The following is a 20,036-nucleotide window of genomic DNA, read 5'->3' on the forward strand; positions in this document are numbered from 1 at the left end:
GCGCGCTGAGATCCCAGGCCGGTGTTTCGAGCGATCCCCGCCAGGATCTGGGTTCAACGTTGAACACGAGGAGGTCATGGCAGTGGAAGTATTGGTCACCGGTGGGGACACCGAATTGGGGCGCACAGTGGCCGAAGGCTTCCGCGATGACGGTCACAAGGTGACCCTCGTGGGCGCGCGGCGCAGCGACCTGGAGATCGCCGCCAAGGAGCTGGACGTCGACGCGATCGTCTGCGACACCACCGACCCCGCGAGCCTGACCGAGGCCCGTCCCCTGTTCCCCCACCATCTGGACACCATCGTCAACGTCCCGGCGCCCGCCTGGGAGGCCGGCGACCCGCGCACGTACTCGATCGCCGACACGGCCAACGCGTGGCGCAACGCCCTGGACGCGACGGTGCTTTCCGCCGTGCTGACGGTGCAGACCGTGGGTGATCACCTGCGTTCGGGCGGTTCCATCATCAGCGTGGTGCCCGAGAACCCGCCCGCCGGAAGCGTCGGCGCCGCGATCAAGGCCACCCTGTCGAATTGGGTCGCCGGACAGGCGAGCGTCTTCGGCACGCGCGGCATCACGGTCAACGCCGTGGCCAGTGGGCGCAGCGCGCAGCCCGGTTACGACGGCCTCTCCCGCACGCCTCCGTCGGTGGCCGCCGAGGTGGCCCGGTTGGCTCTGTTCCTGACGACCCCGGCGGCCCGCCACATCACCGGCCAGACGCTGCACGTCAGCCACGGCGCGCTCGCGCAATTCGGCTGAGGGCGTAATCGGAGCCCGAGCCGTACCCTCGCGCGCGGAGCCGCACTACCGTAGATCGCGTGGCTATTCGACTCGGTCTGCAGATTCCCAACTTCTCCTACGGCACCGGGGTGGACAAGCTCTTCCCCACGGTCATCGCCCAGGCCCGCGAGGCCGAATCCGCCGGTTTCGACTCGGTGTTCGTGATGGACCACTTCTACCAACTGCCCATGCTCGGCGACCCCGATCAGCCGATGCTGGAGGCCTACACCGCCCTGGGCGCGCTGGCCACCGCTACCGAGCGAGTCCAGTTGGGCACCTTGGTGACCGGCAACACCTACCGCAATCCCGCGCTGCTGGCGAAGACCATCACCACCCTCGACGTGGTGAGCCAGGGCCGCGCCATCCTGGGCATCGGAACCGGCTGGTTCGAACTCGAGCATGACCAATTGGGTTTCGAATTCGGCACTTTCACCGACCGGTTCAACCGGCTCGAGGAGGCGCTGCAGATCATCCTGCCGATGCTCAAGGGCGAGCGGCCGACCTTCTCCGGCAACTGGTACCACGTGCGCGAGGCGGTGGCGAATCCCCGCTTCCGCGACCACATTCCGCTGATGATCGGTGGTAGCGGTGAGAAGAAGACGATCCCCCTCGCCGCGCGGCATTTCGATCACCTCAACGTCATCGCCGGGTTCGACGAATTGGCCGGCAAATTGGACGTCGTGCGGCGGCGCTGTGAGGAGATCGGCCGCGACCCGGCGACGCTGGAAACCAGCACGCTGACCACGGTGCTGGTCGACGAGAACACCAAACCCGACCAGATTCCAGCCGAGATGACCCAGCGCATGGTGGTCGGCAGCCCCGAGTCGGTCGCCGACCAGATCAAGAGCAAGGTGGTGGACGCCGGGATCGACGGCGTGATCATCAACCTGCCGTTCTACACCCCGGGCGTGATCAGCGCCGTCGGCGAAGCGCTGCGCCCGGTCGTCGGCCGGTAACCGCGAGGCCCGTGCGGTCGCGGATTGGCGGCGCGGCGGTAATACTTCCGGGTAGCAGCGTTTACCTGCGCCACCCGGGCGCATCGCGGAAGGAAAGGGGCGGAACGGCCATGAACAAACTAGTCCTGGCGGTCGTCGCGGCCGGCGTGGCGTTTGTCGCACCCCCGGTCGCGCAGGCCGGCGGCGACGCGATCGCGATGGCGATATCGGACTCCACCGGCCACATCGACATAGCCGACGGCGCCTCGAACGTGGGTGCAGCCGAAAAGGCGGTCATGGAGACGTGCCGCAAGACGATCAGCGACTGCCGCCTGCTGGCCAGTGGGCAGGGTGGGTGCGTGGCGCTGGTGATGAACGCGTCGAAGACTAAATACTTCGGGGGCTGGGGGCCGACGCCCGAAGAGGCGGAGGCGCAGGCGCTCTCACGCGCCCCCGGCGGAACGATCCAGGCGGGCCACGACCACTGCGTGGGCGGGGGCTAGACCCGCCTACCGGCGACGGCGCCCCTGCGGGTGACAACCTGATAGCTGCGCCACAGTGACCGCCGTCCACCAGGGTTTTCGGCTCGCGAACCGTTAGTGTTGCAAACAACACACGCTGACCAACTAGGTTTCCGGGTATCCGCCTGACTAGCGTTGTGGCTAACTGCAGTCGCGTGTCCAAAAGCCCCCGTCAGGAGCAGCGGAAACATGAGCCCCCCACCAGAAACCACAGCTGGAACCGAACGGCGCCACCGGGTCGTCATCATCGGTTCGGGATTCGGTGGGCTCAACGCGGCAAAGAAACTCAAGCACGCCAACGTCGACATCAAGCTGATCGCGCGCACCACCCACCACCTGTTCCAGCCGTTGCTGTATCAGGTGGCGACGGGCATCGTGTCCGAGGGCGATATCGCACCGCCCACCCGTGTCGTCCTGCGCAGGCAGCGCAACGTCCAGGTGCTACTCGGCGACGTGACGCATGTCGATCTGGACGGGCAGTTCGTGGTGTCCGATCTGCTCGGCCACACCTACGAAACCCCTTACGACAGCTTGATTATCGCCGCCGGCGCGGGGCAGTCCTACTTCGGCAACGACCACTTCGCCGAATTCGCGCCGGGCATGAAGTCGATCGACGACGCACTGGAGGTGCGTGGTCGCATCCTGAGCGCGTTCGAGCAGGCGGAGCGGTCGCGCGATCCCGAACGACGGGCCAAGCTGCTGACGTTCACCGTCATCGGCGCCGGCCCCACCGGCGTCGAAATGGCCGGCCAGATCGCGGAATTGGCGGCTCACACGCTGAAGGGCTCGTTCCGTGGCATCGACTCCACCAAGGCGCGGGTGATCCTGCTCGACGCCGCGCCCGCGGTGTTGCCGCCGTTCGGCGACAAGCTGGGGGCGCGGGCGCGGGCCCGGCTGGAGAAGATGGGCGTGGAGATCCAACTGGGGGCGATGGTCACCGACGTCGACCGCAACGGCATCACCGTCAAGGACTCCGACGGCACCATCCGCCGCATCGAATCCGCCTGCAAGGTGTGGTCCGCGGGCGTGCAGGCCAGCGGGCTGGGCCGGGACCTCGCCGAACAATCGTCGGTGGAACTGGACCGGGCCGGCCGCGTCAAGGTGCTGCCCGACCTCTCGGTCCCCGGCCACCCGAACGTGTTCGTGATCGGCGACATGGCCGCCGTCGAGGGCGTTCCGGGGGTGGCGCAGGGCGCGATTCAGGGCGCCAAGTACGTCGCCGGCACGATCAAGGCCGAACTCGGCGGCGCCGATCCGGCCGAGCGCGAGCCGTTCCAGTATTTCGACAAGGGCTCCATGGCCACGGTTTCGCGGTTCTCCGCGGTGGCAAAGGTGGGCCCGCTGGAATTCAGCGGCTTCATCGCCTGGCTGATGTGGCTGGTGCTGCACCTGGTCTACCTGGTCGGGTTCAAGACCAAGGTCAGCACGCTGCTGTCGTGGACGGTGACCTTCCTGAGCACCCGCCGCGGCCAGCTGACGATCACCGAGCAGCAGGCCTTCGCCCGCACCCGCCTGGAACAGCTGGCGGTGCTCGCCGCCGAAGCCAAGGGGCCGGCGGCCGCCAAGCGAGCGAGCTAACCGGCTAGCCGGAACACGGCCCGAACGGCGATCACGGCGCCCGCGAAAGTCGTTGCCAATTGCCGCAATACGCCGTCGGGGTGGGTCTAGAGGTTCTGCAGGCGCACCTGGCCGCGGGCGACCACCCTATCGTCGTCGTCGGTGATGGTGACCAGCCACAGCTGTTGGCGCCGTCCGCGGTGGATCGGTTCGGCGGTGCCGTACACCATGCCCGCTCCGATGGAACGCAGAAAATCGGTGTTGTTGTTGACGCCCACGACGTTCCCGCCGCCGCGACTGGCAAGCCAGGTGTAGGCGGCCACGCTGGCCATGCTCTCGATGATCGAGCAGTAGACCCCGCCGTGCACGAGGCCCATCGGCTGCAACAGTTTGGGAGTGACCTCGAGCTGGGCGCGGGCGCCGTCGGGGCTGAGTTCGGTGAATTGCAGCCCGATCTCCTGATCGAAGGGCGCGATGAAATCCGGCGGCTCGGGAGGCTGTGGCACGTGTTGTGTTTACACCATCGCCCGGAAACGGCTGAGCCCCGTGCCACAGGGGCACGGGGCTCGCCGATCGAGTAGACCGGGGGTCACTGCAGCCCTCAGGACTCTGCCGCGGTCGTTGTTCGCTCGACTGGGTTAGCATAGGCAAGGCTGCCCTAATTTCGCAAGCGCCTATCCGGGGCGGGGCGAGAAACTTCGGTACGACCGTCCGTAGTAATCGGAGTACGATGGTGTCGACGTCAGGAGAGAACGCACTATGGCGAAGCTGACCCGGCTGGGGGATCTGGAACGCGCCGTGATGGACCACTTGTGGTCCACACCAGAACCTCAAACGGTCCGCCAGGTCCACGAGGCGTTGTCCGCGCGGCGCGACCTCGCCTACACGACGATCATGACCGTCCTGCAACGACTGGCCAAGAAGAACCTGGTCTCGCAGATTCGCGACGACCGTGCCCACCGGTACGCTCCCGTGCATGGCCGCGACGAACTGGTCGCCGGGCTCATGGTCGACGCGCTGGCCCAGGCCGAGGATTCGGGCGGCAGGCAGGCCGCGCTCGTCCACTTCGTGGAGCGGGTCGGTGCCGACGAGGCGGATGCGCTTCGGCGGGCGCTCGCCGAACTTGAAGCCAATCAACGCAATAACGCGCCATCCGCTGGCGCGTTGCCGGAGGACTGAGGGAGACTGACAGCGTGTCCGCGCTGGCCTTCACCATCCTCGCGGTGCTGCTGGTCGGTCCGGTGCCGGCTCTGTTGGCACGCGCGAGCTGGCCGCTGCGCGCCCCCCGCGCCGCGATGGTGTTGTGGCAGGCCATCGCGCTGGCCGCCGTCCTCTCGGCGTTCAGCGCCGGGATTGCGATCGCCACTCGGCTGCTCATGCCCGGTCCCGACGGGCGGCCCACCGCCAGCGTCCTTGGCGCCGCCGGCCGCCTCGGCTGGCCGCTGTGGGCCGCCTACCTCGGCGCCTTCGCGCTGACCATGCTGGTCGGCGCCCGGTTGACGGTGGCCGTCGTTCGGGTGGCGATCGCCAACCGGCGCCGGCGCGCCCACCACCGCATGGTCGTCGATCTGGTCGGTCTCGGCCACGGCGGGGAGCTTCCCCAGCCTTGCGCCCACACGCGCGATCTTCGCGTGTTGGACGTGCCGCAGCCGCTCGCCTATTGCCTGCCGGGGGTCCGCAGCCGGGTGGTCGTCAGCGAGGGCGCGCTGAGCACGCTCGCCGACGCCGAGGTCGCGGCCATCCTCACCCACGAGCGGGCCCACCTGCGGGCCCGGCACGACCTCGTCCTGGAGGCCTTCACCGCGGTGCACGCCGCGTTCCCGCGCCTGGTGCGCAGCGCGAACGCGCTCGGCGCGGTGCAGCTGCTCGTCGAGCTGCTCGCCGACGATGCCGCCGTGCGCGCCGCGGGTCGCGCTCCCCTGGCTCGCGCGCTGGTCGCGTGCGCATCCGGGCGCGCGCCGTCGGGCGCATTGGCCGCCGGTGGTCCCAGCACCGTGGTCCGCGTCCGCCGGCTGGGTGGGGGCGGCAACAGCCTGGCGCTGGCCGCGGCCGCATACCTGGCCGCGGTCGCCGTGTTCGTCGTACCCACCGTCGCGCTGGCCGTTCCGTGGCTCACGGAGCTGCGGCGCCTGTTCAACCTCTGAAGCGCCGGGGAGCCATCACCCCGGGCGGACACCTGTCCCCTGTGCCACAGTGTGACGGAAAGCTTTTGGGCACAGTTCTCCGACTCGAGAGGCGAAGACATGGGTTCGTCGGAATCAAAGACCGCTACCGCGCAGATCGGCGTCACCGGACTTGCGGTGATGGGCTCGAACATCGCTCGCAATTTCGCCCGGCACGGCTACACGGTGGCGCTGCACAACCGGTCGATCGCCAAGACCGACGCGCTGCTCAAAGAGCACGGTGACGAGGGCAAGTTCGTGCGGTCGGAGACCATCGCGGAGTTTCTCGACGCCTTGGAGAAGCCGCGGCGGGTGCTCATCATGGTCAAGGCCGGCGACCCCACCGACGCCGTCATCAACGAGCTCGCCGACGCCATGGAAGAAGGCGACATCATCATCGACGGCGGCAACGCCCTCTACACGGACACCATTCGTCGCGAGAAGGCGATGCGCGAACGGGGCCTGCACTTCGTCGGCGCCGGGATCTCCGGCGGCGAGGAGGGCGCGCTCAACGGCCCGTCGATCATGCCGGGCGGCCCCGCCGAGTCCTACACCTCCCTGGGTCCGCTGCTCGAGGAGATCTCCGCACACGTCGACGGCGTCCCGTGCTGCACCCACATCGGCCCGGACGGCGCGGGCCATTTCGTCAAGATGGTGCACAACGGCATCGAGTACTCCGACATGCAGCTGATCGGCGAGGCGTACCAGCTGCTGCGCGACGGCCTGGGCAAGACCGCTCCCGAGATCGCGGACGTGTTCGCCGAATGGAACAAGGGCGACCTGGACAGCTTCCTCATCGAGATCACGGCCGAGGTGCTGCGTCAGACCGACGCCAAGACCGGTAAGCCGCTCGTCGACGTCATCCTCGACGAGGCCGAGCAGAAGGGCACCGGACGCTGGACGGTGAAGTCGGCGCTGGACCTCGGCGTCCCGGTCACCGGCATCGCCGAGGCCGTGTTCGCCCGCGCACTCTCGGGCTCGGTGACCCAGCGCAAGGCCACCACGGGACTGGCGTCGGGCGAGCTGGGCGCCAAACCGGCCGACGCGCAGCAGTTCGTCGAGGACGTGCGTCAGGCGCTGTACGCGTCGAAGATCATCGCGTACGCCCAGGGGTTCAACCAGATCCAGGCCGGCAGCGCCGAATACGACTGGGGCATCACGCCGGGCGATCTGGCCACCATCTGGCGCGGCGGCTGCATTATCCGGGCCAAGTTCCTCAACCGCATCAAAGACGCGTTCGACGAGGACGCCGACCTGCCGACGTTGATCGTCGCGCCCTACTTCCGCAGCGCGATCGAGGCCGCGATCGACGGCTGGCGCCGCGTCGTGGTGACCGCCACGCAGCTGGGCATCCCGATTCCCGGCTTCTCGTCGGCGCTGTCCTACTACGACGCCCTGCGCGCCGAGCGGCTGCCCGCGGCGCTGACCCAGGGCCTGCGCGACTTCTTCGGCGCCCACACCTACGGCCGCATCGACGCGGACCCGGACAAGCGCTTTCACACCCTGTGGAGCGGAGATCGCAGCGAAGTTCCCGCCTAGCCGGGTACTACTGATAGGACACGAGGGGGCACGGCGACCGCGATGAGATTCCTGGATGGGCATGGGCCCGGCTACGACCTGACCTACAACGACGTCTTCGTCATGCCGAACCGCTCGGAGGTCGCGTCGCGCTTCGATGTGGACCTGTCCACCCAGGACGGCTCGGGCACCACCATCCCGGTGGTGGTCGCCAACATGACGGCGGTGGCCGGGCGGCGGATGGCCGAGACGGTCGCCCGGCGGGGCGGCCTGGTCATCCTGCCGCAGGACATTCCGATCACCGCGGTGCAGCAGACGCTGGACTTCGTCAAGAGCCGCGATCTGGTCCTCGACACCCCGGTCGTGCTGGGGCCCGACGATTCGGTGTCCGATGCGATGGCGCTGATCCACAAGCGCGCGCACGGGGTCGCCGTCGTCGTCTTCGAGGGCCGGCCGATGGGGCTGGTGAGCGAATCCTGCTGCCTGGGTGTGGACCGCTTCGCCAGGGTGCGGGACGTCGCGATCACCGACTTCGTCACCGCCCCCGTCGGGACCGAGCCGCGCAAGATCTTCGACCTGCTCGAGCACGCCCCGATCGGCGTCGCCGTCGTGACGAACGCCGACGGCACGCTGGCCGGCGTGCTCACCCGAACCGGGGCCGTCCGGACCGGCCTGTACACCCCGGCGGTCGACGGCGACGGGCGGCTGCGGGTGGGCGCGGCCGTCGGCATCAACGGCGACGTGGGCGCCAAGGCGCGCTCGCTGGTCGAGGCGGGTGTCGACGTGCTCGTGATCGACACCGCACACGGGCATCAGGTCAAGACGCTCGAGGTGATTCGGACGGTGTCCTCGCTCGAACTCGGTGTGCCGCTGGTGGCGGGCAACGTCGTCTCCGCGGAGGGCACCCGCGATCTGCTGGGTGCCGGGGCGAACATCGTCAAGGTCGGCGTCGGGCCCGGGGCGATGTGCACCACCCGGATGATGACCGCGGTGGGGCGCCCGCAGTTCTCGGCCGTCGTCGAATGCGCCTCGGCGGCAAGGCAATTGGGTGGGCATGTGTGGGCCGACGGCGGGGTCCGCCATCCGCGGGACGTCGCGCTGGCGCTGGTGGCCGGTGCGTCCAACGTGATGATCGGATCGTGGTTCGCCGGCACCTACGAATCGCCCGGGGACCTGATGCGCGATCGCGAGGACCAACCCTACAAGGAGAGCTACGGCATGGCGTCCAAGCGGGCGGTGGTCGCCCGCAGCGCCGCCGACACCGCATTCGACCGCGCGCGCAAAGCGCTCTTCGAGGAAGGCATTTCGACGTCGCGCATGGGCCTGGACCCCGACCGCGGCGGCGTCGAGGATTTGATCGACCACATCACCTCGGGCGTGCGCAGCACCTGCACGTATGTCGGCGCCGCCAACCTGACGGACCTGTACGAGCGGGCCGTCGTGGGGGTGCAGTCGACCGCGGGCTTCGCCGAAGGGCATCCGCTGCCGCTGGGTTGGTGACGTTGGATTAAGTAAGGCTAGCCTAGCCTAAGTGTCGATGTTAGCCTCTCCGGCATGACTTCCTTCCCCGCTGTGAGCCAGGCCGTGCTGAGCATCCTGCGCGACGACCTCAACGTCGACGTGACCCGCGTGACCCCTGACGCCCGGCTGGTCGACGACGTCGGAATGGATTCCGTCGCGTTCGCCGTCGGGATGGTGGCGATCGAAGAACGGCTCGGTGTCTCCCTGTCTGAAGAGGAACTGTTGACGTGCGAGACGGTCGGGGAGCTGCAGGCCGCGATCGCCGCGAAATCCACCGATGAGTGAGCTCGCCGCGGCGCTCACGCACTCGATGCGGACCGCCACCAGCGAGCTGGTCGTCCTCGATCGCGAGACCGCGCGGTGGCGGCACCACCCCTGGCCGGAGGTGCACGGCCGAGCCGAGAGCGTCGCGGCCTGGTTGCTCGACCACGGTCGGCCGGACGTCCTGGGTTTGGTCGGGGAGCCGACGCTCGAACTCGTCGCCGCGATCCAGGGCGCATGGCTGGCCGGTGCCGCCGTGTCGATCCTGCCCGGGCCGGTGCGTGGCGCCGATGGTCGCCAATGGGCCGAGGCGACGCTGATGCGGTTTCGCGGCGTCGGGGCGACGACCGTCCTGGGCAACGGGGCGCAGCTCGGTGCGCTGCAATCGATCGACGCGGCCGGCGTCGACGTCGAGGACCTGACCGTCGCGGCTGACCCGGCTCGCTCGCTTTCCGGCGCGCCCGCCAAAAGCCGTGGTGCCGCAATCCTGCAGGGAACCGCGGGGTCTACCGGGGTGCCCAAAACCGCCGTTCTCTCGCCCGGCGCGGCGCTGGCCAACCTGCGCGCGCTGGGCGAGCGCCTGGCCCTGGGCGGCTCGGACACCGGGTGCTCGTGGCTGCCGCTCTACCACGACATGGGGCTGGCCTTCCTGCTCACGGGAGCGTTGACCCAGATGTCGATCTGGCTGGCGCCCACCGCGGCATTCTCCGCGTCGCCGTTTCGCTGGCTGGGCTGGCTGTCAGAGAGCCGCGCGACGGTCACCGCAGCGCCCAACTTCGCCTACAACGTCCTTGGTAAGTACGCGCGGCGGGTGTCTGACGTCGACCTCGGCGAACTGCGCGTGGCCATCAACGGCGGGGAGCCGGTCGACTGCGACGGTTTCGAGAGATTCATCGACGCAATGGCTCCCTTCGGTTTCGACGCCGGCGCCGCCGCGCCGTCCTACGGGCTCGCCGAATCCACATGCGCGGTGGCGGTGCCGGCTCCGGGCACCGGGCTGCGCGTCGAGAAGGTCACCGACGAAACCGGGTCGTCCCGGCATGCGGTCCTCGGCGACCCGGTTCCCGGTACCGAAATCCGGATCTCCCCCGTCCGGGGCGTGCCGGGTGAGATCGGCGAGATCGAGATCCGTGGGGCGTCGATGATGGACGCCTACCTCGGCCACGACGCGGTCGGACCCGACGACTGGTTCCCCACCGGCGATCTCGGGTTCTTCGGCGCCGGCGGCCTCGTGGTGTGCGGCCGGGCCAAGGAGATCATCTCGATCGCGGGTCGCAACATCTTCCCAACCGAGATCGAGTCGGTCGCGGCGCAGGTCCGCGGCGTGCGCGAGGGCGCCGTGGTGGCCCTCGGCATCGGCGAGCGCTCTGCGCGCCCTGGCCTGGTTGTCGCCGCGGAGTTCCGCGGGCCGGATCAAGGGGGTGCCCGCGCCGAGGTGATCGAGCGCGTCGCCTCCGTGTGCGGGGTCGTCCCGGCGGACGTGTTGTTCATGGCGCCGGGCTCGCTGCCCCGGACGTCGTCCGGCAAGTTGCGTCGCCTCGAAGTGCGGCGCGCATTCGAGGCGGTGGACTGAGGTGACTGTAACTCCGGATGCCATCGCGCCCACCGGCACCGGGCTGGCCGCCTACCGCGCCCTGCTCGCGCGCGCCTTCGACAAGCGGGTCGTAGCGTGGACGGCCGAAGCCGAAGCCCAGCAACGCTTTCCGCGCGAACTCATCGAACACCTGGGGGCCCACGGGGTTTTCAGCGACAAGTGGTCGACGGGCCAGCTTCCCGATGTCGGCAAGCTGGTCGAACTCGCTTTCGCGCTCGGCCGGCTGTCTTCGGCGGGCATCGGCGTGGGCGTGAGCCTGCATGACTCGGCGATCGCCATCTTGCGCCGCTTCGGCAAGTCGGATTACCTGCGCGACGTCTGCGATCGCGCGGTTCGGGGGGAAGCGGTGCTGTGCATCGGGGCATCGGAGGAGTCCGGCGGATCCGACCTGCAAATCGTCGAGACCGAGATCGCCTCCCGGACGGGCGGTTTCGCTGTCCGCGGAATCAAGAAATTCGTGTCGCTATCTCCGATCGCCGACCATGTCATGGTGGTGGCGCGCAGCGTCGACCACGACCCCACCAGCACACACGGCAGCGTCGCCGTCATCGCGGTGCCGACCTCCCAGGTCAGCGTGCAGCGGCCTTATGGCAAGGTCGGTGCCGGCCCGCTGGACACCGCGGCCGTTCACATCGACACCTGGGTGCCGGCCGACGCGCTCGTCGCCCGGGCCGGCACCGGGCTGGCGGCCATCAGCTGGGGCCTGGCGCACGAACGGATGTCGATCGCCGGGCAGATCGCCGCGTCATGCCAGCGGGCGATCGGAATCACCCTGGCGCGCATGACGACTCGACGTCAATTCGGCCGCACGCTGTTCGAGCACCAGGCGCTGCGCCTGCGGATGGCGGACCTGCAGACGCGGGTCGACCTGCTGCGGCATGGGCTGCACGGACTCGCGGCCCAGGGGCGATTGGACCTGCGCGCGGCGGCGGGCGTCAAGGTGACGGCAGCGCGGCTGGGCGAGGAAGTGATCTCCGAGTGCATGCACATCTTCGGCGGCGCAGGGTATCTCGTCGACGAGACACCGCTGGGCCAATGGTGGCGGGACATGAAGCTCGCTCGCGTCGGCGGCGGCACCGACGAGGTGCTGTGGGAACTGGTCGCCGCGGGAATGGCGCCCGACCACGAGGGCTACGCGTCGGTGGTCGGGCGTCCCAAAGCGTAAAGCGACATGCGCCGGTTCCCCGTGTCGTGCTCGCCAAGGAACGCGCACCCCACGTACTCGCACAGACGCCGTGCCGTGGTGTTGCGGTGATCGGGGTCGAACATGATGCGCCGGCAGCGCGGCTCCGCCGCGAAGGCGCTGCCGACGATCCGCGGCAACAGCATCGGACCCAACCCCCGGTTCACCAGGGCCGGGTCGGCGATGGCGGCGTGCAGGCCCAGGTCATACGGCTCCGCATCGTAGTAATGCGATATGAGATCCTTTGCCCCCCAATATAGTTCGAGGTAGGCGCAATCCTTGCCACGGACGCTGCCGAGCAGCGGCAGCGAATACGTTCCGTCCAGCTGCGCACCGAGGTGCCGTTCCCACCGCGGGGCCGGCCAGTCGTATTCCCAGGCCGCCGCCAGGTGCGGGCGGTTCATCCACTCCGCCACCATGCCCGCGTCCTGGCGCCGCGCGACGCGCAGGGCGAAGGGCGGGTCGAGCGCGGGGGTCGGCGGCCGCCCTGTGCGGGCCACCTCGTCGGAGATGTCGAAGCGCTCGCGCGGAAGCACTTGGGCCGGTTCGGTTTCGGGTGGGGCCTCGGACTCCATAGTGCGCCACCCTATCGAGTAAGGTTAGGCAACCCATACTCGGGCCGGGTCGGGGCGGCCGTCGTCGAAAACGGTCGCCGACCGGATTGGGGCGGACCGGGCTACGATAAATCGGCAAAGACGGAGGCGACCGCGTCCGCACCGGTTTCAGGCAGCGAAGGGATTGACGTGCCGCAGGCACCCGTGCAGCCCATGGGCTTCCGGGCGCGGCAGCCGTCGGACGAGCCGCCGGATGCGGAGCCTTCCCCGGCGACCCGGGCCACACGAGCGGCGCGCGGGCGCCGTCATCGATGAACGTCAGTGTCGCCGTGACCAGCGTCCTGGCCATCGCGGTGCTCATCTTCGGCAACGCAGTCTTCGTGGCGGCCGAGTTCTCGCTGACCACGCTGGACCGCAGCGCGGTGGAGGCCAACGCCCGGCGCGGCGGCCGTCGCGACCGGGCGATCCGGCGCGCCCACCACAAATTGTCGTTCCAGCTGTCCGGTGCTCAATTGGGCATCTCCGCAACCACACTGGCGGCCGGTTACCTGACCGATCCGATGCTGGCCGACCTGCCGCACCCGTGGTTTGACGCGATCGGAATACCCGACCCGGCGGCCGACGCGATCATGGCGTTCGTGGCGCTGGTCATCGTCACCTCCGTGTCGATGGTGTTCGGCGAGCTGGTTCCGAAATACCTCGCCGTGGCCCGGCCGCTGTCCACGGCGCGCGCCGTGGTGGGCGTTCAGCTGTTGTTCTCGCTGCTGTTCACCCCGGCGATCCGGCTCACCAACGGCGCGGCGAACTGGATCGTGCGCCAACTGGGCATCGAGCCGGCCGAGGAGCTGCGATCGGCCCGGTCACCGCAGGAACTGCTGTCCCTGGTGCGGTCGTCGGCGCGCAGCGGCTCCCTGGATGCGGCGACGGCGTCGCTGGTGCGGCGCTCGCTGCAGTTCGGCGCCCTGACCGCCGAGGAACTGATGACGCCCCGATCCAAGATCGTCGCGCTGCAGACGGACGACACGGTCGCCGACCTGGTGGCCGCGGCCGCCGAGTCCGGGTTCTCCCGCTTCCCGATCGTCGACGGCGACCTCGACGAAACCATCGGGATCGTGCACGTCAAACAGGTGCTGGCCATCCCGGCTGCCGACCGGGCGCGCACGGCGCTGACCACGGTGGCGCAGCCCGTCCCGGTGGTGCCCTCGACGCTGGACGGCGACGCGGTCATGGCCGAAATCCGCGCCAACAGCCTGCAGACCGCGATGGTCGTCGACGAATACGGCGGCACCGCGGGCATGGTGACCGTCGAGGACCTGATCGAAGAGATCGTCGGCGACGTCCGCGACGAACACGACGACGCCACCCCGGATGTCGTCGCGGCCGGCACCGGCTGGCGCGTCTCGGGTCTGCTGCGCATCGACGAGGTGGCCACCGCCACCGGCTTCCGCGCCCCCGAGGGGCCCTACGAGACCATCGGCGGGCTGGCGCTGCGCGAGTTCGGCCACATCCCGGTGGCGGGCGAGACGGTGAAGTTGCCGGCGCTGGACGCCGACGGGTTGCTGGACACCTCGCTGCGCTGGCAGGCGACCGTGATCCGGATGGAGGGGCGCCGGATCGATCTGCTCGAGCTCAACGAGCTACAGGGCGACGGCGACGACCCGGGGAGTCAGCGATGAGCGATCCCCTGGGCGTGATCCTGGCGATGCTGCTGATCGGCGTCAACGCGTTCTTCGTCGGGGCGGAATTCTCGTTGATCTCGGCCCGCCGCGACCGCCTGGAAGCGCTGGCCGAACAGGGCAAGGCGCGCGCGGTCACGGTGATCCGCGCCGGCGAGCAGCTGCCGGCCATGCTGGCGGGGGCCCAGCTCGGTGTCACCGCCGCCTCGCTGCTGCTGGGGCGGATCGGCGAGTCGGCGGTCTCCAGCCTGTTGCGCTCGGCGCTGGGGTTGACCAGCATTCCGCCGACGCTGCTGCACACGTTGTCGTTCGCGATCGCGCTGGCGATCGTGGTGACGCTGCACGTGCTGCTCGGCGAGATGGTGCCCAAGAACATCGCGCTGGCCGGCCCCGAGCGCACGGCAATGCTGCTGGTGCCGGCCTACCTGGCCTACGTGCGAGCCGTCCGGCCGTTGATCACGTTCTACAACAAATGCGCCAGCGTGGCGGTCCGGGCGCTGGGCGTGGAGCCCAAGGAAGAGCTCGAGCTCTCGGTCTCCCCCGTCGAGCTCAGCGAGATGATCGCCGAATCGGAATCCCAGGGTCTGCTGGACCGCGAGGAACACACCAGGCTGACCCGGGCGCTGCAGATCGGCACCCGCGTGGTCGGCGACGTGGCGGTCCCGCTCGCCGACGTGCGCGCGGTGCCGGTGGCCGCGCCGGGGTCCGGCCCGACGGTCGGCGCCGTCGAGCAGGCCCTGGCCCAGACCGGATACTCGCGGTTCCCCGTGGCGAACGCCAACGGCGACTTCATCGGCTACCTGCACATCAAGGACATGCTGACCCTCGGCGACGATCCGGGGACCGTGATCGACCTGGCGATGGTGCGCCCGCTTCCGCGGCTCCCCAAGTCGCTGCCGTTGGCCGACGCGTTGTCGCGGATGCGCCGCAGCAACAGCCATCTGGCGCTGGTGACCGGCGCGGGCGGCGAAGTGGTCGCGATGGTGGCGCTTGAAGACCTGGTTGAGGACCTCGTCGGCACCATGCGCGACGCGTAGGGGTACCGGGTCGCCGAGGAGGGCTCCGGCGAGCCCGTATGATTTCCATCGGCTGCCAGTCAAGAAAGTGCTGGAGGGCGCAGGATCTCAGGCGCGCTGACGCGTTGCTGTAAATCGATCCCCGGGCTCGCCGCAGCGGCATGGTTTGGAGCTGTCAGCGCGGCCTGACCTGGTGTGGCGGGTCGGGCGGATACGCTCACCAGGCTGCTGCTCGGTACGCTGAAGGCATTGCCGCTCCGAGCCAATGCGGCTTGGTGAGGCTTCATTATGGAGGAGAAACATGACTGATCGCGTGTCGGTGGGGAACCTGCGCGTCGCCCGAGTGCTCTACGACTTCGTGAACAACGAGGCCCTGCCCGGCACCGACATCGACCCGGACAGCTTCTGGGCGGGAGTCGACAAAGTCGTCACCGACCTGACGCCCAAGAACCGGGACTTGCTGAACCGCCGCGACGAGCTGCAGGCCCAGATCGACAAGTGGCACCGGCAACGCGTGATCGAGCCCTTCGATGTCGATGCCTACCGCCAATTCATCACCGAGATCGGTTACCTGCTGCCCGAACCCGAGGATTTCACGATCACGACCTCGGGTGTCGATGACGAGATCACCACCACCGCCGGCCCGCAGCTGGTGGTGCCCGTGCTCAACGCCCGCTTCGCGCTGAACGCTGCGAACGCGCGGTGGGGCTCGCTGTACGACGCCCTCTATGGCACCGACGTCATCCCCGAGGATGACGGCGCCGAGAAGGGCAGCAGCTACAACAAGGTCCGCGGCGACAAGGTCATCGCCTACGCCCGCAATTTCCTCGACCAGGCGGTGCCGCTGGAATCGGGCTCCTGGGCCGACGCGACCGGGTTGTCGGTCGAAGACGGCCGGCTGAAGGTCGCGACCGGCGACGGGTCGGTCGGCCTGGCCAGCCCGGAGAAGTTCGCCGGCTACACCGGCGAGCTCGGCTCCCCCGCCTGGTCGGTGCTCCTGGTCAATCACGGCCTGCACATCGAGATCCTGGTCGACCCGGAGTCGCCGATCGGCAAGACCGACCGCGCCGGCATCAAGGACGTGGTCCTGGAATCGGCCATCACCACGATCATGGACTTCGAGGACTCGGTGGCCGCGGTCGACGCCGACGACAAGGTGCTCGGTTACCGCAACTGGCTGGGGCTGAACAAGGGCGACCTGTCCGAAGAGGTCGCCAAGGACGGCAAGACCTTCACCCGCGTGCTCAACCAGGACCGCACCTACACCACGCCCGACGGTGAGGGCCAGCTGACCCTGCCCGGCCGCAGCCTGCTGTTCGTGCGCAACGTGGGTCACCTGATGACCAACGACGCCATCGTGAGGAGCGAAGGCGACGGAGAAACCGAGGTGTTCGAGGGCATCATGGACGCGCTGTTCACCGGCCTGACGGCGATCCACGGGCTCAAGACGGGCTCGGAAAACGGGCCGCTGGCCAACAGCCGCACCGGGTCGATCTACATCGTCAAGCCCAAGATGCACGGCCCCGACGAGGTCGCCTTCACCTGCGAGCTGTTCAGCCGCGTGGAAGACGTCCTGGGCCTGCCGCAGGCCACCCTGAAGGTCGGCATCATGGACGAGGAGCGCCGCACCACCGTCAACCTCAAGGCCTGCATCAAGGCCGCGGCCGACCGGGTGGTGTTCATCAACACCGGATTCCTGGACCGCACCGGCGACGAGATCCACACGTCGATGGAGGCCGGCCCGATGATCCGCAAGGGCGCGATGAAAAGCACCGCGTGGATCAAGGCCTACGAGGACGCCAACGTCGACATCGGCCTGGCCGCCGGCTTCAAGGGCAAGGCGCAGATCGGCAAGGGCATGTGGGCGATGACCGAGCTGATGGCCGACATGGTCGAGCAGAAGATCGGCCAGCCGAAGGCTGGGGCCACCACCGCGTGGGTGCCCTCCCCGACGGCGGCCACCCTGCACGCGATGCACTACCACTACGTCGACGTCGGCGCCGTGCAGGAGGAGCTGGCCGGCAAGAAGCGCACCACCATCGAGGAACTGCTGACCATCCCGCTGGCCAAGGAGCTGGCCTGGGCCCCCGAGGAGATCCGCGAGGAGGTCGACAACAACTGCCAGTCCATCCTGGGCTACGTGGTGCGCTGGGTCGCCCAGGGCGTCGGCTGCTCGAAGGTGCCCGACATCCACGACGTCGCCCTGATGGAAGACCGTGCGACGCTGCGGATTTCGAGCCAACTGCTGGCGAACTGGCTGCGCCACGGTGTCATCACCGAGGAGGACGTGCGAGCCAGCCTGGAGCGGATGGCGCCGCTGGTCGATGAGCAGAACGCCAAGGACGCGGCGTACAAGCCGATGGCGCCCGACTTCGACGACAGCCTGGCCTTCCTGGCGGCCCAAGACCTGATCCTGACGGGAACCCAGCAGCCCAACGGCTACACCGAGCCGATCCTGCATCGCCGTCGGCGCGAAGCCAAGGCCCGCGCGGCGCAATCACATTGAGCCGGTGCCTCGATCGGGCTCGGCACGCATCGATGCCGCTGGTGACTAAGATCAGCGGCGGGTTCACAACGAGTCGGATCGACCGACAGAAAGGCGACGGACACCGCTATGGGTAGGCACAGTTTGCCCGACCCTGAGGACTCCGTCGACCAACCGTACGAAAGCGGCGAGGCGGACGACGGCCGGCGCGACGCCGTCGGCGAGGACGACTGGGACGCGGGCCGCCACCCCGCCGAAGACGATTTCGCGGACGCGGACGACTTCTCCGCCGGCGAAGAGCCTTACGGCGCCGAGGACGCGTTCGCGGGTGACACCGCCGACGAATACCCGGAGTTTCCGCCGCGCCAGCCGGGCCCGCCCGCCTCGGAGCCGCCGGCCGCGTCGCCCTCGCTGTTTCGCGGCGGGCACCGGGGACTCGGCGATTGGCGGGGCGGCCACCGCAGCGAGGCCGGGCGCCGGGGGGTCAGCATCGGCGTGATCGTGGCCCTCGTCGCCGTCGTCGTGGTGGTGGGCACCGTGATCCTGTGGAGCTTCTTCGGTGACGCGTTGTCCAACCGCTCACACAAGGCCGCTGGGCGCTGCGTCGGCGGCACGGCGATGGTCGCCGTCATCGCCGACCCGTCGATCGCCGACTCCGTGCAGCAGTTCGCGCAGAGCTACAACTCCTCGGCCGGCCCGATCGGTGACCACTGCGTGCAGGTCAGCGTCAAACCGGCCGGCTCGGACGCGGTCCTGAACGGCTTCATCGGCAAATGGCCCGCCGAGATGGGCGGGCAGCCGGCGTTGTGGGTTCCCGGCAGCTCGGTCTCGGCCGCGCGGCTCGCCGGGGCCACGGCGCAGAAGACGATCACCGACAGCCGCTCGCTGGTGACGTCGCCGGTGGTGCTCGCCGTCCGGCCAGAACTCGCGTCAGCCCTGGGCAACCAGAACTGGGCGGCGCTGCCCGGGCTACAGACCAACCCGAGCGGATTGGCCGGCGTGAACCTGCCGGCCTGGGGACCGCTGCGACTGGCCGTGCCGACGAACGGCAACGGGGACGCGGCTTTTCTCGCCGGGGAAGCGATAGCGGCCGAGTCGGCCCCTCCCGGCGCACCGGCGACCCAGGGCACCGGCGCGGTGCGCGCGGTGCTGAACGGGCAGCCCAAGCTGGCGGACAATTCGCTGACCGAGGCGATGAACACCCTCCTCAAGCCCGGCGACGCGGCGGCCGCGCCGGTGCACGCGGTGATCACCACCGAGCAACAGCTGTTCCAGCGCGGCCAGTCGCTGTCAGACGCCAAGGGCGCGTTGGCCTCCTGGCTGCCGTCGGGCCCGGTGCCGGTTGCCGACTACCCCACCGTCCTACTGAGTGGCCCGTGGCTGAACCAGGACCAGACCGCCGCCGCCAGTGAATTCGCTCGCTACATGCACAAGCCCGAGCAACTCGCCAAGCTGGCCAAAGCCGGTTTCCGGGTCAACCGGGTCACGCCGCCGAGCAGTCCGGTCACCACGTTCCCGGCGCTGCCCGCGACGCTGTCGGTGGGTGACGACGCGATGCGCGCGACGCTGGCCGAGGCGATGGCCGCCCCGTCGAGCGGGCTGGCCGCGACCATCATGCTCGACCAGTCGATGCCCGGCCAGGAGGGCGGAAAGACCCGGTTGGCGAACGTGATCGCCGCGCTTCAGGACAAGATCAAGGCGCTGCCGCCCACGTCGGTGGTGGGCCTGTGGACGTTCGACGGTCACGAGGGCCGCTCGGAGGTGCCGGGCGGCCCGCTCGGCGACCCCGTCAATCCCACCAGTGGCCAGCCGCGCTCGGCGGCGCTGGCGGCGGCGCTGGACAAGCAATACTCGTCGGCCGGTGGTGCGGTGTCATTCACCACGCTGCGCATGATCTACCAGGAGCTGCAGGCCAATTACCACGCCGGCCAGACCAACTCGATCCTGGTCATCACCGCGGGCCCGCACACCGACCAGACCCTCGACGGGCCCGGGCTGCAGGACTTCATCCGTAAGAGCGCGGACCCGGCCAAACCGATCGCGGTGAACGTCATCGACTTCGGCGGCGACCCGGACCGTGCGACGTGGGAGGCGGTCGCCCAGCTCAGCGGCGGCGGCTACCAGAACCTGGCCACCTCGGCGTCCCCCGACCTGGCCGCGGCACTCAACGCCTTCCTCAGCTAAGGGTTAGGCTCGCGTGCGGGGGGCGAGCCAACGTTGCGGCGGCGTCTTCGCCGTCCGGACCGCAAGTTGCGGCTAGGCTTCGACCGAGGTTGAT

Annotated in this window: 17 protein-coding genes; 15 read left to right on the top strand and 2 right to left on the bottom strand. The window is 69.2% G+C overall.

Annotated elements, in window-relative coordinates; genetic code table 11:
- The first annotated feature begins 76 nt into the window (after positions 1–76).
- The 4 genes from BRW65_RS10290 to BRW65_RS10305 all read left to right on the top strand — a co-directional run bounded on the left by BRW65_RS10290 (position 77) and on the right by BRW65_RS10305 (position 3,809).
- Positions 77–754: an SDR family oxidoreductase gene (locus BRW65_RS10290; RefSeq protein WP_073874180.1), complete on the top strand. Its 678-nt coding sequence runs from the start codon at positions 77–79 to the stop codon at positions 752–754.
- 59 nt (positions 755–813) lie between these two features.
- Complete coding sequence (locus tag BRW65_RS10295; protein WP_073874182.1) at positions 814–1,731, top strand: LLM class F420-dependent oxidoreductase; 918 nt, start codon at positions 814–816, stop codon at positions 1,729–1,731.
- Between the two features lie 110 nt (positions 1,732–1,841).
- Positions 1,842–2,213 (top strand): DUF4189 domain-containing protein, encoded by a 372-nt coding sequence (locus BRW65_RS10300; RefSeq protein WP_073874184.1) that lies wholly within the window; start codon positions 1,842–1,844, stop codon positions 2,211–2,213.
- 207 nt (positions 2,214–2,420) lie between these two features.
- A complete protein-coding gene (locus BRW65_RS10305; protein WP_073874186.1) occupies positions 2,421–3,809 on the top strand; it encodes an NAD(P)/FAD-dependent oxidoreductase in 1,389 nt (462 codons plus the stop codon).
- A gap of 86 nt (positions 3,810–3,895) precedes the next feature.
- Here the strand turns inward: BRW65_RS10305 and BRW65_RS10310 are convergent, their stop codons facing one another.
- Entirely contained in the window at positions 3,896–4,294 is a 399-nt protein-coding gene (locus BRW65_RS10310) for a PaaI family thioesterase (protein WP_073874188.1), read from the bottom strand.
- A gap of 253 nt (positions 4,295–4,547) precedes the next feature.
- Here BRW65_RS10310 and BRW65_RS10315 point away from each other — a divergent pair, with 253 nt between their 5' ends.
- From BRW65_RS10315 to mbtN, 7 genes are all read left to right on the top strand, one after another.
- On the top strand, positions 4,548–4,967 hold the full coding sequence (locus BRW65_RS10315) for a BlaI/MecI/CopY family transcriptional regulator (protein ID WP_073874190.1): 420 nt from the start codon (positions 4,548–4,550) through the stop codon (positions 4,965–4,967).
- A 14-nt stretch (positions 4,968–4,981) separates the two neighbouring features.
- On the top strand, positions 4,982–5,932 hold the full coding sequence (locus tag BRW65_RS10320; RefSeq protein WP_073874192.1) for a M56 family metallopeptidase: 951 nt from the start codon (positions 4,982–4,984) through the stop codon (positions 5,930–5,932).
- 99 nt (positions 5,933–6,031) lie between these two features.
- The gene (gndA, locus tag BRW65_RS10325; protein ID WP_073874194.1) at positions 6,032–7,489 is read left to right on the top strand and encodes an NADP-dependent phosphogluconate dehydrogenase; all 1,458 of its coding nucleotides are present in this window, start codon (positions 6,032–6,034) and stop codon (positions 7,487–7,489) included.
- A gap of 42 nt (positions 7,490–7,531) precedes the next feature.
- Entirely contained in the window at positions 7,532–8,968 is a 1,437-nt protein-coding gene (locus BRW65_RS10330; protein WP_073874196.1) for a GuaB1 family IMP dehydrogenase-related protein, read from the top strand.
- A gap of 54 nt (positions 8,969–9,022) precedes the next feature.
- Positions 9,023–9,274 (top strand): acyl carrier protein, encoded by a 252-nt coding sequence (locus BRW65_RS10335; RefSeq protein ID WP_073874198.1) that lies wholly within the window; start codon positions 9,023–9,025, stop codon positions 9,272–9,274.
- A complete protein-coding gene (gene mbtM / locus BRW65_RS10340; protein WP_073874200.1) occupies positions 9,267–10,823 on the top strand; it encodes a long-chain-fatty acid--ACP ligase MbtM in 1,557 nt (518 codons plus the stop codon). The genes BRW65_RS10335 and mbtM overlap by 8 nt, the downstream gene beginning before the upstream one ends.
- A 43-nt stretch (positions 10,824–10,866) precedes the next feature.
- Positions 10,867–12,009: a mycobactin biosynthesis acyl-ACP dehydrogenase MbtN gene (gene mbtN, locus BRW65_RS10345; RefSeq protein WP_432206415.1), complete on the top strand. Its 1,143-nt coding sequence runs from the start codon at positions 10,867–10,869 to the stop codon at positions 12,007–12,009.
- On the opposite strand, the gene BRW65_RS10350 is transcribed toward mbtN, so the two are convergent.
- On the bottom strand, positions 11,976–12,602 hold the full coding sequence (locus tag BRW65_RS10350; protein WP_073874204.1) for a GNAT family N-acetyltransferase: 627 nt from the start codon (positions 12,600–12,602) through the stop codon (positions 11,976–11,978). The two genes, mbtN and BRW65_RS10350, sit on opposite strands and share 34 nt — an antisense overlap.
- Positions 12,603–12,892: 290 nt before the next feature.
- Here BRW65_RS10350 and BRW65_RS10355 point away from each other — a divergent pair, with 290 nt between their 5' ends.
- From BRW65_RS10355 to BRW65_RS10370, 4 genes are all read left to right on the top strand, one after another.
- Positions 12,893–14,257, top strand: coding sequence for a hemolysin family protein (locus tag BRW65_RS10355; RefSeq protein ID WP_073874206.1), 1,365 nt, complete (start codon positions 12,893–12,895; stop codon positions 14,255–14,257).
- A complete protein-coding gene (locus tag BRW65_RS10360; RefSeq protein ID WP_073874208.1) occupies positions 14,254–15,294 on the top strand; it encodes a hemolysin family protein in 1,041 nt (346 codons plus the stop codon). Before BRW65_RS10355 ends, BRW65_RS10360 begins: the two co-directional genes overlap by 4 nt.
- A gap of 280 nt (positions 15,295–15,574) precedes the next feature.
- A complete protein-coding gene (locus BRW65_RS10365) occupies positions 15,575–17,779 on the top strand; it encodes a malate synthase G (RefSeq protein ID WP_073874210.1) in 2,205 nt (734 codons plus the stop codon).
- A gap of 108 nt (positions 17,780–17,887) precedes the next feature.
- On the top strand, positions 17,888–19,942 hold the full coding sequence (locus BRW65_RS10370) for a substrate-binding domain-containing protein (RefSeq protein WP_073874212.1): 2,055 nt from the start codon (positions 17,888–17,890) through the stop codon (positions 19,940–19,942).
- The last annotated feature ends 94 nt before the right edge of the window (positions 19,943–20,036 follow it).

Origin of the sequence: Mycobacterium paraffinicum, from assembly GCF_001907675.1 — a bacterium.
Taxonomy (GTDB): Bacteria; Actinomycetota; Actinomycetes; order Mycobacteriales; family Mycobacteriaceae; genus Mycobacterium; species Mycobacterium paraffinicum_A.

Bases quoted from the DNA above. Each gene is read 5' to 3' on its own strand.
- BRW65_RS10290 (WP_073874180.1), top strand. From the start codon at position 77: ATGGCAGTGGAAGTATTGGTCACCGGTGGGGACACCGAATTGGGGCGC.
- BRW65_RS10300 (WP_073874184.1), top strand. From the start codon at position 1,842: ATGAACAAACTAGTCCTGGCGGTCGTCGCGGCCGGCGTGGCGTTTGTC.
- BRW65_RS10305 (WP_073874186.1), top strand. From the start codon at position 2,421: ATGAGCCCCCCACCAGAAACCACAGCTGGAACCGAACGGCGCCACCGG.
- BRW65_RS10315 (WP_073874190.1), top strand. From the start codon at position 4,548: ATGGCGAAGCTGACCCGGCTGGGGGATCTGGAACGCGCCGTGATGGAC.
- gndA (WP_073874194.1), top strand. From the start codon at position 6,032: ATGGGTTCGTCGGAATCAAAGACCGCTACCGCGCAGATCGGCGTCACC.
- BRW65_RS10330 (WP_073874196.1), top strand. From the start codon at position 7,532: ATGAGATTCCTGGATGGGCATGGGCCCGGCTACGACCTGACCTACAAC.
- BRW65_RS10335 (WP_073874198.1), top strand. From the start codon at position 9,023: ATGACTTCCTTCCCCGCTGTGAGCCAGGCCGTGCTGAGCATCCTGCGC.
- mbtM (WP_073874200.1), top strand. From the start codon at position 9,267: ATGAGTGAGCTCGCCGCGGCGCTCACGCACTCGATGCGGACCGCCACC.
- BRW65_RS10350 (WP_073874204.1), bottom strand. From the start codon at position 12,602: ATGGAGTCCGAGGCCCCACCCGAAACCGAACCGGCCCAAGTGCTTCCG.
- BRW65_RS10355 (WP_073874206.1), top strand. From the start codon at position 12,893: ATGAACGTCAGTGTCGCCGTGACCAGCGTCCTGGCCATCGCGGTGCTC.
- BRW65_RS10360 (WP_073874208.1), top strand. From the start codon at position 14,254: ATGAGCGATCCCCTGGGCGTGATCCTGGCGATGCTGCTGATCGGCGTC.
- BRW65_RS10365 (WP_073874210.1), top strand. From the start codon at position 15,575: ATGACTGATCGCGTGTCGGTGGGGAACCTGCGCGTCGCCCGAGTGCTC.
- BRW65_RS10370 (WP_073874212.1), top strand. From the start codon at position 17,888: ATGGGTAGGCACAGTTTGCCCGACCCTGAGGACTCCGTCGACCAACCG.